The 13,578-nt window shown below is 43.1% G+C and carries 9 protein-coding genes; 6 read left to right on the top strand and 3 right to left on the bottom strand.

The features are described 5' to 3' along the window. Positions 1–43: 43 nt before the first annotated feature. A complete protein-coding gene (locus tag FKX85_RS17595; protein WP_141615974.1) occupies positions 44–1,033 on the bottom strand; it encodes an NAD(P)H-quinone oxidoreductase in 990 nt (329 codons plus the stop codon). A 319-nt stretch (positions 1,034–1,352) separates the two neighbouring features. Between FKX85_RS17595 and FKX85_RS17590 the strand changes: the two genes are divergently transcribed. From FKX85_RS17590 to FKX85_RS17565, 6 genes are all read left to right on the top strand, one after another. After that, positions 1,353–3,584, top strand: a complete 2,232-nt coding sequence (locus FKX85_RS17590) for a sodium-translocating pyrophosphatase (RefSeq protein WP_141615973.1) — start codon at positions 1,353–1,355, stop codon at positions 3,582–3,584. Between the two features lie 284 nt (positions 3,585–3,868). Then, on the top strand, positions 3,869–6,964 hold the full coding sequence (locus FKX85_RS17585; protein WP_141615972.1) for a SusC/RagA family TonB-linked outer membrane protein: 3,096 nt from the start codon (positions 3,869–3,871) through the stop codon (positions 6,962–6,964). Positions 6,965–6,967: 3 nt separating this feature from the next. Next, positions 6,968–8,395 (top strand): SusD/RagB family nutrient-binding outer membrane lipoprotein, encoded by a 1,428-nt coding sequence (locus FKX85_RS17580; protein ID WP_229239668.1) that lies wholly within the window; start codon positions 6,968–6,970, stop codon positions 8,393–8,395. A 146-nt stretch (positions 8,396–8,541) separates the two neighbouring features. Continuing rightward, the gene (locus tag FKX85_RS17575) at positions 8,542–9,837 is read left to right on the top strand and encodes a D-alanyl-D-alanine carboxypeptidase/D-alanyl-D-alanine-endopeptidase (protein ID WP_141615971.1); all 1,296 of its coding nucleotides are present in this window, start codon (positions 8,542–8,544) and stop codon (positions 9,835–9,837) included. Between the two features lie 493 nt (positions 9,838–10,330). Continuing rightward, a complete protein-coding gene (locus FKX85_RS17570; protein ID WP_141615970.1) occupies positions 10,331–10,648 on the top strand; it encodes a hypothetical protein in 318 nt (105 codons plus the stop codon). A gap of 39 nt (positions 10,649–10,687) precedes the next feature. Next, a complete protein-coding gene (locus tag FKX85_RS17565; RefSeq protein WP_141615969.1) occupies positions 10,688–11,650 on the top strand; it encodes a glycoside hydrolase family 43 protein in 963 nt (320 codons plus the stop codon). Positions 11,651–11,707: 57 nt separating this feature from the next. Here the strand turns inward: FKX85_RS17565 and FKX85_RS17560 are convergent, their stop codons facing one another. After that, positions 11,708–11,899 (bottom strand): cold-shock protein, encoded by a 192-nt coding sequence (locus tag FKX85_RS17560; protein WP_015267483.1) that lies wholly within the window; start codon positions 11,897–11,899, stop codon positions 11,708–11,710. A 340-nt stretch (positions 11,900–12,239) separates the two neighbouring features. Continuing rightward, positions 12,240–13,418: a lactonase family protein gene (locus FKX85_RS17555; RefSeq protein WP_229239667.1), complete on the bottom strand. Its 1,179-nt coding sequence runs from the start codon at positions 13,416–13,418 to the stop codon at positions 12,240–12,242. Positions 13,419–13,578 lie beyond the last annotated feature (160 nt).

Genomic DNA, 13,578 nt, shown 5'->3' with positions numbered 1-13,578 from the left:
CGTTTAGTAAGCAAACTTTCAATCTTTCAATTTTGCAATCCAATTATACTTCTATAGGGATTTGAAGTAGGATTTTGCCAATGTGTTCCGAGCTTTCCATGAGTTGGTGCGCTTGTGGGGCCTCTTCCAGGGGAAATATTTTATGAATAATGGGTTTGATCTTTTCAGGAAAGAAAGGCCAAACATGTGCTTGCAGTTTTTTGGCGATATTTCCTTTATACCCAATGGACTGGGGCCGAAGGGTCGAGCCGGTAATGGTAAGGCGATTGGCCATGATCCTTAGCAAATCCACTTCACCCATTCTGCCCTTCATGGAATTGATCATGATGAGCTTGCCTTGAGGTTTTAGCAAGCGGATGTTTTTTGCGGTATAATCTCCGCCGACCATGTCCAGTATGATGTCTACCTTGTTAAATGCTGGATTGGATTTGATCACTTCTTCAAAATCCTGCTCCCTGTAGTTTATGGTCAAATTGGCTCCCAAATTATGGCAAAAGGTGCATTTTTCATTGCTTCCAGCGGTTACGATGACTTTACCGCCAAGTGCCCTTACCATCTGGATGGCCGTCACGCCAATGCCACTGGTGCCGCCGTGGACCAGTACTGTCTTGCCTTCTTCAAACTGGCCAATGTCAAAAATATTGTTCCAAACGGTGAAGAACGTTTCCGGAAGGGCTGCCGCTTCCAATAGCGAAACCCCTTCAGGAATTGGCAGGCATTGGACGGCAGGGGCGGTTACGAACGCTGCATATCCACCTCCTGATACCAATGCACAGACTTCATCTCCCAGCTCCCATGTTTTTACATCTTCCCCTATGGCAGCGATAGTCCCGGAAACTTCCAATCCCGGAATATCCGAGGGTGCATCAGCTGGAGCAGGATATAGACCTTTACGCTGGGCCACATCAGGTCGATTAATGCCTGCTGCGGATACGTTGATCAGTACTTCGTGTGGGGCAGGTTTTGGAATGTTCCGTTCTTGGATTTGCATGACTTCCGGTCCGCCTGCCTCAGTGATTATAATTGCTTTCATAGCGATCAGTCATTTAGCTCCTTGTAAATATAAGGCTTGAAGATAGGGAATAAAATAGTGGGACAGATCAAATAGTATCTCCGGGAAGGAGAAATCAAATAACTCCCTGATTTTTAATAAAACATATCATTGGTTTAGGTTTTAATAGTTACAAACAATCTGGTTTGTTAAATTGTTAATATTTTTTGTGTTTACTGCCATTTCGGAATTTATATTGCTGAATGATCTCTTTTCATAATTAATGTGCTGGTTGTTTCGTAGTTGAATAGTAATATATTTGTTTAGGTATAGAACATTTAAAAAACCGCTAATACATATTATGGAACAGATTATTTATGTGGTCCCCTTCTTGGGGATTTTGGGGCTTATTGTGATGGCCGTAAAGTCAGCTTGGGTAAATAAACAACCTACTGGCGATGAAAAGATGGTGGAACTGGCAGGGTATATTGCCCGTGGAGCCATGGCATTTTTAAAAGCAGAATGGAAAGTACTTTTTTATTTTGTGGTCATTGCAGCGATCATTTTGGCTTGGTCGGGGACGCTGGTAGAAAACTCCAGTCCGGTAATTGCCGCTTCCTTTGTTTTAGGGGCATTTTTATCGGCCTTTGCCGGGTATATCGGAATGAACATTGCTACCAAGGCGAATGTCCGCACCACCCAAGCAGCCAAGTCAGGTTTGGCCAGAGCCCTGAAGGTTTCTTTTTCTGGAGGTACCGTGATGGGGTTGGGTGTAGCAGGATTGGCCGTGTTGGGCATGGGCTCGCTCTTCATTGTTTTTTACCATATCTATGTGGTGTCGGCCGGCGGTGATGTCAATGGGTTGGATATGGAACGCGCATTGGAGGTTTTGGCCGGCTTTTCATTGGGAGCCGAGTCCATTGCGTTATTTGCGCGAGTGGGAGGTGGTATTTATACCAAGGCCGCGGATGTAGGGGCTGACTTAGTGGGAAAGGTAGAAGCAGGCATTCCTGAAGACGACGTACGTAATCCCGCTACTATTGCCGATAACGTAGGGGACAATGTCGGAGATGTGGCCGGAATGGGAGCGGATTTGTTTGGGTCCTATGTGGCGACTATCCTGGCCTCCATGGTCTTGGGTAGAGAGATCGTTTCCGATGATCAGATGGGCGGAATTGCACCGATATTGCTGCCCTTGGTCATTGCTGGATTGGGAGTGGTTTTTTCGATCATCGGAACATTATTTGTAAAAATCTCAAAAGAAACCGACAGCGTTCAAGCGGCCCTGAACAAAGGCAATTGGATTTCTATCCTACTGACCGTGGCTGCGTCTTATTTTGTGATTGATTTTATGCTGCCTGAAGGGGACTTGGTCATGATTAGGGACAATTCACCTGTGTTTACCAAAATGGGCGTTTTTGGAGCCGTATTGATCGGTTTGGTGGTAGGGGCGCTGATGAGCATTATCACCGAGTATTATACTGCCATGGGCAAAAGGCCGGTGAATAGTATCATCAAACAATCCTCTACTGGTCATGCCACCAATATCATTGGAGGATTGTCTATAGGAATGGAATCGACAGTCCTGCCGATTTTGGTATTGGCAGCGGGGATCTATGGATCCTTTTTGAGTGCGGGGTTGTACGGCGTGGCGATAGCCGCTGCGGGGATGATGGCTACTACAGCGATGCAGCTGGCCATTGATGCTTTCGGTCCTATTGCGGACAATGCCGGTGGAATTGCTGAAATGTCCGGCTGTGACAAGGAGGTGAGAGAGCGGACAGATATTCTTGATGCGGTAGGGAATACCACGGCGGCCACAGGAAAGGGATTTGCGATAGCGTCTGCGGCACTTACGGCATTGGCTTTGTTTGCGGCCTATGTGGGGATTGCGGGCATAGACTCCATCGACATCTATAAGGCTGATGTCTTGGCAGGTCTGTTTGTCGGGGCGATGATTCCGTTTATCTTTTCTTCCCTGGCGATAGCAGCAGTGGGTCGTGCGGCCATGGATATGGTCAATGAGGTAAGAAGGCAGTTCAAAGAGATTCCGGGCATTATGGAATACAAGGCCACACCTGAGTATGATAAATGCGTCCATATATCCACTAGTGCCTCTATCAGGGAAATGATCGCTCCGGGGGCATTGGCGCTGTTGGTGCCTATTATTGTGGGATTTGCTTTTGGTCCTGAGGTATTGGGCGGAGTATTGGCGGGAGTGACCGTCTCTGGAGTCCTCATGGGAATTTTCCAGAACAACGCCGGTGGAGCCTGGGACAATGCCAAGAAGTCATTTGAGAAAGGAGTAGAGATCGATGGCAAAATGGAATATAAGGGCTCCGAAGCGCATAAAGCATCTGTAACAGGTGATACCGTCGGGGATCCTTTCAAGGATACTTCTGGGCCATCCATGAATATTTTGATCAAACTGACTTCCATTGTTTCGCTGATCATAGCTCCTCATATAGCGGAAGTAGCACCGAATGAAATGGGTGAAAAGAATGATGATCGCAAAGAAATCAAAATGGAAAGTGTACAAGAGGAATTGGTTTTGCTTCGGCAGGAGGTGAAGGCGCAAGAAGCCGAGAAGTGATAGGGGAGTAGCAGGTTTGTTAAATAACTGAAAAGAAATGAATTAAAGTCTCGATGATACATCGGGGCTTTTTTTTATACCTATTTTTACTGCAATGTCATAAAAACATACATTAAGTAAATTTTACTTTATTGGTTTGTTTATTAACAAATAAATTGCAAAATTGACATATTATGTTTTGTAGGTTTCGGTTAAATAGTGTTATATAATTGATAATTTTATTTTACCGGATTTATTGGAATATAATTTTGCTTCAAGTTTTATAACCCACAAATCAATTACAAATGAAGAAAACCTTTACGAAATTAACCTTCTTGGTTTTTGTCTGTTTGTTTGTAGGCTCAGCTTACGGGCAGCAGGTAATAATCACAGGGAAGGTGACGACCGCGGAAGATGGGGAGCCACTTCCCGGGGTAAGTGTGTTGTTGCAGGGAACCAATACAGGTACTGTGACGGATTTGGATGGGAATTATTCCATTGATACGCCAAATAGGGAGGGAACCTTGGTTTTTAGTTATCTTGGATATATTACCCAGACCTTAGCCATCGAAAACAGGACAACGGTCGATGTAGTAATGGAGGAGGATGTGTCGGAGATGGGGGAATTTGTGGTTACCGCATTTGATATTGACCAGAGTGAAAAAAGTTTGGGATATGCTGCTCAAGTAGTGGGATCGGATGAAATCACTAAGACTAAGCAGCCTAATCTAGTAAATGCACTGCAAGGCCAAGTGGCGGGCGTGCAGATTACTAATTCTGGTGGTGCGCCTGGACAAAGTGCCCGGATTGTCATTAGAGGGATAAACTCCCTTGACCCCAATGCCAATAACCAGCCACTTTTTGTTGTGGACGGTGTTCCTATTAACAATTCAACTATTGAATCGGGCAATACTCCTCGAGGCATGTCAAACAGGGCCGCCGATATCAATCCGAATGATATAGAATCTATGTCTGTCCTGAAAGGTGCTGCCGCAACAGCCTTATATGGTGTTCGTGCAGCGAATGGTGCTGTGATCATCCGTACCAAAAAAGGGAAAGCAGGAGATACCCGTATCAATATCAACAGCTCCATCGGAATGGATAAGTTGGTCAAAATCCCCAACCTTCAAGATCAATTTGGCCAAGGATTTAGTGGAGAATATGATCCGTCAAGTTTCTGGCCATCTTGGGGAGCGCCGATTGCAGAAGTGGCCGAAACCGTACCGGGGCACAAGTATCAGGACAACTGGAACAGGGCATTTGATACCGGTCTGAACATTGATAATAACATTAGCTTTTCAGGGGGTAGTGAAAATGCTACTTTCTATGGTTCCTTTGGTCGATTGGATCAGCAGGGTATTATTCCTTTTAGTGATTGGAGCAGAACCACCGCCAAACTTTCCGGTACTGTAAAGGCCAGTGAAAAGTTTGATTTTAGTGGATCCATGAATTTCTCTAACTCCGGAGGTAATCGAGTCCCTCATGACCGATTTATGGAGCGGATGATGTACTGGGCAGAAACCCAAGATGTTCGCGATTATATTAATCCAGATGGTACCATGAAAACCTATGGGAATACCAACCCAATTTATGATGCGCGATTTGCTACCTATGAGGATAATGTCAACAGGATCATTGGGAATATTAATCTAAACTATAGACCTACCGATTGGCTGACCTTGTCTTATCGACTTGGAACAGACGTCTCAAGTGACAGTAGGACTGAGATTACGCCTGGCCCAAAAGGTATCGACGGTGAAGTGGCATTAAGCTCCACAGGGTTTATTGAAGAGACAAGGATAAACTCCCGGGACTTGACCTCCAACTTTTATGTGACCTTAAGACATCAGTTTTCCGAAGAGTGGAATACTACTTTGAGACTGGGAAATGATATCTTTGAGCAAAGGTATGATCGGGTAATTTCGACTGGGTCGGAGTTTGTAATTCCGGATTTTTATAACCTTAATAATACCGCGCAAATTTTTGCAAGTCAGGATAGTAGAATCAAAAGGCTGATTGGCTTTTATGGGGATTTGACTGTGGATTATCAAAATTATCTTTTTATAAACTTGACAGGGAGAAATGATATTTCATCAACACTGCCTAAAGAGAATAATTCTTTCTTTTATCCTTCGGTAAATTTAAGTTATGTGTTCAGTGAAAATATGGACATGCCTTCTTGGTTTACTTTCGGAAAGATAAGGGCGTCCTGGGCACAGGTGGGCAAAGATACCGATCCCCATAGATTGGGAGCTACCTATGCGGCACCGGACGTTTTTCCGCTTAATGGCCAAGTAGGATTTAGCCGAAACAGTTCCTTTGGTGACCCGGCATTAAGACCTGAGCTCACTACCTCCATTGAATTTGGCACGCAGCTTTCATTTATTGATGGGAGATTTGACCTGGATGTAACCTACTTTAAATCCAACTCCAAGGACATGATCATTGGGGTTCCGGTTTCAGATGCCACCGGATTCAGTGAATATTTCACCAATGCGGGAGAAATCCTCAATAGTGGAGTCGAAGTAGTACTTGGGGCGGATATTATCCAGACCAGTGATTTTAACTGGCGTGTGACCGGTAATTTTACCCGTAATAAAAATGAAGTGGTTTCCATCAGGGAAGGAATTGACGAGATTGTTGTTGGTGAACAGTTTGGTTATGCGGGAAGTACCGTGACCATGAAGCTGATAGAGGGAATGGCTTACGGTAACCTCTATGGTTCCAGCTATCAGCGGTATGGTGCGGATCCTGAAAGTAAACATGCACAAACCGACCTGCCTATGATTATTGGGGATAATGGGTTTCCAGTTAGAAATGGTAGTCAATTGATCCTTGGCAATGCTGTGCCAAAATGGTTTGGAGGGCTTAGAAATGAATTTTCATACAAGAATTTTGATCTGAGTTTTTTAATCGATTTCCGGGCGGATGTGGAGCAGTACAATCAGTTTGATAATTTCCTGTCTGCATTTGGTAAAAATGATTATACGGAAGTTAGAAATGAGACAAGGGTATTTGATGGTTTATTGGCCGATGGATCCGCCAATACCCAGGAAGTATGGCTTGGTCAGGGTATAGGTCCAGATGGAAGAGATTATGGAGCTGGATATTGGAGAAATACCTACCGGACGATCAGTGAAAATTTCGTTCAAGATGCAAGTTATATAAAACTCCGAAATGTAACGTTAGGGTATAATTTTGATACTGAATTGCTTGAAAATACGCCATTCAGATCTATTAGGGCCTCAGTTGCAGCCAATAACATCCTTCTCTATACACCGTGGGACGGATTTGACCCAGAGTCATTTTCCGCAGGAGCCGGAGGTAATGCAGTAGGATTTACCGGACTGGGATATCCCGGCGTACAAAGCTTCTTTTTTACATTAAATCTTGGACTCTAAGCAATGAAAGCAATGATAAAATCAAGCAAAATATATAAAAGCATTATTGGGGTAACGATGGTGCTATTTGCCAGTTCTTGTGAATCCTACTTGGATGTAAACGAAAACCCCAATAATCCTCAGGATGCGCCATTATCAGGAATGATGACCCATGTAACGTACCAATCAGCACTCAATACTTATAGGCTGGGAAGCTTCACTTCGTATTACGTGCAGTATCTGGCATCTCCGAATCCGGGAAGTTCTACTGATACCATGGAGCCTGTAAATTACAGTTCTACATGGTTTAATCTGTACAACGTAATGACGGATTTATATGTCATGATGCAAAAAGCAGAGGAATCCGGAGCAAGCAATTACATGGGTGCCGCCCAGATCATGATGGCGCTGAACATGAGCATGACTGTGGACATCTTCGGTGATATTCCCTTTTCGGAGGGCTTCGACTTTGAAACATTGACTCCGGTGTATGACGATGACATGGTCCTGTATGACCAAGCATTGGAGTATCTGGACCAGGGAATACAAAACCTGCGGGGGGAAAGTATTTATACCATGGAGGAAGATGATTTTATCTTCGCAGGTGACCTGGATAAATGGGAGGCCTTTGGAAATATGCTGAAAGCCCGCTTAATGATCCATATAAAAGGACAGGCCGGTTACAGTGCCGAAGAAGTGCTTTCAGCCGTTGAAAGTGGCTTTGCATCCAATCGGGATAATGCTCAGGTAATCTTTTTTGAACAGAACATCAATCCATGGTCAGCTGTGGCAAGGGACAATGCTAACTTGCTTTTGGGCGGATGGATTTCCGAGCAGTTTATCCAAGCATTGGATGGTACTTCTTATCCGATGGAAGATCCGAGATTGGAATTATTGGTAGGAACCACAGATGATGGTGAATATATTGGTACGGAGAACGGAGCAGGAAGAGGAAATGCTCCTGAAAAAGGTGCAAGATCCACGTTGATCCAAGGGCAATATTATACTTCAGAACTTTCACCGGTTTTAATTGGAACCTACGCTGAGCAAAAGTTTATTGAAGCCGAAGCAGCATTTGATTCTGATAAAGCACGTGCTTATCAAGCTTACTTGGATGGTATCGAGGCAAATATGGAGATGCTGGAAGTTCCCTCGGGTGAAATGGAGGCTTATTTAGATGATCCAAGTGTTAGTATGGGCGAAGCAGCCTTTACCATGGAGGATATATTCAAGGAGAAATGGGTGGCCATGTTCTTACATCCCGAAACGTGGAATGACGCCAGAAGATTTGACTATGCTTATAAGGATATGACTACTCCTGCAAATCTCAATACTGGTCTTAATGGTCAATTCATCAGAAGGCTGGCCTATCCAGACAGTGAGGTAAGTAGAAATGGTCAAAACGTCCCTAGCGTAACGCTCTTGGACCGTATATTCTGGGACGGAGAATAAATTTGAAGACCTAAATTTAACCACAGATAGACACTGATGAGCACAGTAAGATTAAAAAATCGATACATTCTGTGCCCACTCCATTTATCTGTGGTTATTTTTTTTCCTGATCACTACCTGTAATCATTACGAAAACTACCATCGTCATGAAAAAAATATTACCAGTCCTTTTTGTACTATTCACTGCCTGTACGGTACAGAAAGTAAAAAAGTCAGTACGAGATTCAGAGGTCTTTAATCAAGGTTTTACCGGTTTTATGCTGGTGGATCCGGCCAAGGATAAGGTACTGTATGCGCTGAATGAGGACAAGTATTTTACCCCTGCTTCCAATACCAAGATGTTTACCTTTTATGCAGCCTACAAGGTGCTTGGTGATCAGGTAAATGCCTTGGATTATGCAGAGAGTGGTGATTCCCTTGTTTTCTGGGGGACAGGAGATCCATCCCTGATGCATCCGGATTTTGAAGACCGGTCGGTGCTGAACTTCTTGGAAAACACGGAGAAACAACTGTTTATGGCTGACAATTTTGACGAAGTGCAGGCCTATGCTTCGGGATGGTCATGGAACTGGTTCAATTATTATTACGGTCCAGAGCGATCCTCCATGCCCATTTATGGCAATATCATCCGGTTCACAAAGGAGAAACAAACTGAAAATTTCAGTTATTCGCCCCGCTTTTTTGCCAATCAGATCAAAGAAGACCTTGGTTTGCCGGCTAGGGAATATTCAATTTTACGGGATAAGAACACCAATGATTTTCGATACCATTTGGTGGGAGAGGAGTTGTCATTTGAAACCGATAAGCCGTTTGTGACGTCTTCCCAGCTGGCGCGGGAAATGCTGGAAGATACCTTGGGCAGGGAGATCACGATGATCAACTACGATAAGGTGAAAAACAGGACACATCAAAAGCTGAAGGGAATAGCCACTGATTCACTCTATAGACAAATGCTGACCATTAGCGATAACTTCCTTGCCGAGCAATTGATGGTGCTGGTGGCGGATGAACTGTTTGATTCGCTGGATGTGCGTGGAGCGATTGACCATGTCAAGGAGCATTATTTGGCCGATCTTCCTGATGAGCCCCAGTGGGTAGATGGATCTGGACTTTCTGCACAGAATAAATTTACGCCAAGGAGCATCATCAAGCTACTGGAAAAGATCAAAGCGGAAGTGCCGGAAGAGAAAATTTACGCGTATTTTCCCGCCGGAGGAAAATCCGGTACTATCCGCTCCTGGTACAAGTCCGATGATGAAAATCCCTATGTCTACGCCAAGACCGGAACCCTTAGCGGTGTTCATTGCCTGAGTGGTTACCTGCTTACCAAAAGTGGTAAAACGCTTCATTTTAGCTTTATGCATAATAATTACGTGATCAGCTCCAATGAATTGAAAAAAGAAATGGAAAAAGTGCTTTATCAGATTCATCTGAAGTATTGAGGTGAAAGAAAAGGCTCTATATGTAATACTATGCGTAAAGTATTCCACCGAAAACCCATAAAAAAAAATCGCACTGGACTAAGAAAACTTGTATTAATGGATCCGCCTTGCAGGTATTGGGCGTTAAGAAATTAAATAAGGGTGTGGGCAAGAAGGCTGGCTTGCCTGTCTAGCAGCCAGATGGATTTGACGAAATACCGCTCAAAAAGGCTATTGGCAGCTTACTCGAGGAGTTTGCCTGCATGAGGGAGGGGCTATTTTTAGCGCAATAGATGCACCGCGGCGGGGCTTTTGGCCACTTGGACAACAGCTGGAATATGGTATTCCTTTGAAAGGATGATCTTCTACGTGCAGTTGGTATTACCCCAAGACTTATAAAGTAAAGGTGTTTTACCAGGTTTATGATCAATATTGATTTACTCTTTGCCAATTTCCATGAATTTGAGTCTTTATATTATTTTTATAGGAAATGGATCTCTAATCTCTTAGTGGTATGAAAAAAGGATTTTTAGTCTTAGGCTTCTTATTCAGTTTCAGTAATTTGCAAGCACAGTTTTCAACAAAAAAATTTATTTATGGAGATTTTGCAATTTATGGTAGTAATTATGTAGTGCTGGAGTCGGATATTAACTGGGTTTATCAAAACAAAAGGACTCCCAGTTTAGTGATCAATCCCAAATTGGAATTTCCGTTTTCCAGGTATGTTGGCTATTCCATCTCAGGAATAGCAATGATAAACACTGAAGCCAGTTTCTATGGAATTGGACTGAAGGTGATGATTGGGATTTTGAGAAGCAAAATGATTAAATGAAATTACGTATATGAAGTTGTTTACCCCTAAAAGAATGTTATGCTAAAGCAAATACTGGTATTAATATTTTTATCAGCAACCCAGTGGTGTGTCGCACAAACGGCAGAAACCATCACCCTGGCTGATCCCACTATTTTCCATGATGATGGCACGTATTACCTTTACGGTACCAGTAGGGCCAATGAAGGTTTTTTGGTGTATCAATCCACTGATCTTAAAAACTGGGAAGGGCCTCTTGGAATGCTTTCTGAGGGATTTTGCCTTCGAAAGGAGCAGGTGTATGGAGATAAAGGCTTCTGGGCGCCACAGGTGTTCAAGAGGGGGAAGTACTATTATATGGCTTATACCGCTAATGAGCAAATTGCCATTGCATGTAGCGAGAGTCCCTTGGGGCCTTTTACACAGCAGGATAAGGAGGCGATAAGCTTGGATCAGCGGATGATTGACCCTTTCATTTACAATGCCCCTGACGGTAAGCTTTACCTTTATCATGTAAAGGTGGCCAATGGCGGAAACCGTATTTTCGTGACGGAGTTAAAGGAAGATCATAGTGGCTTGGTGGCGGGAAGCACCCGTTTGTGTATTGAAGCGGCAGTGCCATGGGAGAAGACAGAAACTGCAGAATGGACGGTAACGGAAGGACCTACCATTATTCAGCACGAAGGGCTTTTTTATCTCCTTTATAGTGCCAATGATTTTAGAAGCAAGCAATATGCTGTGGGCTATGCGGTCAGTGAATCACCGTCGGGGCCTTGGAAGAAAGCTCCTGAAAATCCGATTTTACACCAAGGGATGCTTCTGGTTCCCGGGACTGGTCACGGAGATGTTTTTAAGGATGAAGCAGGGGAGTGGAATTATGTCTTCCATACCCATCACGATGAAAGTACCGTAAGCCCTCGCAAAACGGCAGTGATCAAAATGGATTTTGTCGAGGATAAAAATGGTAATACAGTGCTGAAAATGTACCCAAAAACCTGGCACTATCTGTACAAGGAAAAATGAAAAAAGCTATCAGCTGCAGCTGATAGCTCTCATAATAATGTCACTAAATGCTATATCTTATGATAATTTTACATTCACGGCATTAAGACCCTTTCTTCCTTCTTTAAGGTCGAAAGTCACTTCGTCATCTTCTTTAACTTCATCTACCAAACCGGTGATGTGTACGAAATATTCTTTTGATGACTCGTCGTCAATAATGAAACCGAATCCTTTAGATTCGTTAAAAAATTTAACTCTTCCTGTGTTCATAGTAATAATGATAATAAATGATGTTTTAATTAATGAATCAAAGGTAGTGATTGTTTTTACATTAGCACTATTTGAATAAAATATTTTTTTAAAAGATAAAATACCGGTAATATATAATTCACCTGAAACCCTGAATTTGTTAATGATTATTTGTACGGTTTTTATCGGTTAACACAATATTTTTTACTGTAAAATATTATTGTTCAATATTTTTTTTGCAATTAATTCGGTTAAGTGTTTTTTACTTGTTATGCGTAATTTCGTTTTTCAATCATTTTTTTTGTTAATAAATAATTGTGAATCAATGGGTAAATTAATTTATGCTTTTTAGAATTTACCGTTATTTGTCCAGCATAAAGAAATAGACCGGTCGATGTATCGCCAATTTAGCATTGGTTTTTTTGATAATGCCAGATTGTGGGTTCCTTTCATAAGCCAGGATCTGATCGGAGTTTTGGTTGCCTACAAATAGGAAATTACCATCCGGAGACAAGGCAAAATTCCTAGGTGTCTGGCCTCCTGAACTGATGGCTTGAATCTTGTCTAATGTTCCCGTTTGTGGGTTGATTTTGAAGACAATAATTTCATTGGAATCGCCACGATTGGAAGTGTATAGAAATTGGCCGTCATCACTGATCTTGATTTCAGCAGCGCCTTTGTCACCCGCAAAGCCTTTTGGCGTAAGTGCATAACTGTCTAAGTGAGTGATCTTGTCTTCTTCCAGGTTATAATCATACAGCCCCACCTCGGAAGTCATTTCATGGACGAGGTAGATTTTGTCACCTGCTTGGTTAAACACTAAATGACGAGGGCCTGATCCTGCCTTCACAGTAAAATGACTTGGGATAGAGGTAGATAGTGGTTGCTCCCTGCTGGGGTCAAAATCATAAATATAGACCTTATCAGTTCCCAGATCCGCCACGAAGAGCTGTTTTCCATTGGGGTGAAAAACGAGGCTGTGGACATGAGGTGATGCCTGTCTATCTTCATTTACACTGGATCCAGCATGACTGATCGTTTGGATAGCATCACCCAAAGTACCATCTGCTTGGATAGGCAAGACAGCCAGGTCACCACTTCCATAATTGCCCGCAAAGATAAACTTTTCATTTGGAGACAACGTGATATAGCACGGTCCGCTGCCTATGGTGGAGCTGGTGCTGAGTTTTTTGAGGGTATTGGCAGTCTGGTCAAATCTAAAAGAGCAAACACTGCCTCCGTCTTCCCCACCTTCTTCCTGGACCGCAAATACCAAATCCCCTGGTTTATTGGAGATCACAAAAGAAGGATTGTTGATGTCACTTTCCATCAGCACGGAATCAAAGGTGGAGGTCTCCTGTTGGAAAGAAATCAGGTGGAATCCCTCGCTTGGTTGGGAGGTATAGGTGCCCAGCCAAAAGGTGATGGGGGCGGCCAATGAGTCAGTGTTTGATTGTGATGCTTCTTGCGTGCTTGATGAGTGGCAAGAAAACGTGGTACACATGGCGATAAGAAGTAAGGGAGATAATAATGATTTCACAAGTTTGGGGTGTTTTTTTAGGAGGGTTAAGGTAATTATTTTTTGAAAATGATGCCCAAAGTTTACCGAGTATTTTGCATTCGTTTGATTATCTGTCTCTTATCAATAGGCTGGGCGGTGTGATTGATCTGAGGTGTAAATTTTGATACTTAAATAAATT

The sequence above is a fragment of the Echinicola soli genome (assembly GCF_006575665.1).
GTDB classification, from domain to species: domain Bacteria; phylum Bacteroidota; class Bacteroidia; order Cytophagales; family Cyclobacteriaceae; genus Echinicola; species Echinicola soli.
The sequence above is the reverse complement of the archived record's forward strand: the minus strand, read 5'-3'. Positions and strand labels throughout refer to the sequence as shown.

Coding starts and splice junctions, on each gene's coding strand:
- FKX85_RS17575 (WP_141615971.1), top strand. CDS start 8,542: ATGAAAAAAATATTACCAGTCCTTTTTGTACTATTCACTGCCTGTACG.
- FKX85_RS17570 (WP_141615970.1), top strand. CDS start 10,331: ATGAAAAAAGGATTTTTAGTCTTAGGCTTCTTATTCAGTTTCAGTAAT.
- FKX85_RS17585 (WP_141615972.1), top strand. CDS start 3,869: ATGAAGAAAACCTTTACGAAATTAACCTTCTTGGTTTTTGTCTGTTTG.
- FKX85_RS17595 (WP_141615974.1), bottom strand. CDS start 1,033: ATGAAAGCAATTATAATCACTGAGGCAGGCGGACCGGAAGTCATGCAA.
- FKX85_RS17590 (WP_141615973.1), top strand. CDS start 1,353: ATGGAACAGATTATTTATGTGGTCCCCTTCTTGGGGATTTTGGGGCTT.
- FKX85_RS17580 (WP_229239668.1), top strand. CDS start 6,968: ATGAAAGCAATGATAAAATCAAGCAAAATATATAAAAGCATTATTGGG.
- FKX85_RS17565 (WP_141615969.1), top strand. CDS start 10,688: ATGCTAAAGCAAATACTGGTATTAATATTTTTATCAGCAACCCAGTGG.
- FKX85_RS17560 (WP_015267483.1), bottom strand. CDS start 11,899: ATGAACACAGGAAGAGTTAAATTTTTTAACGAATCTAAAGGATTCGGT.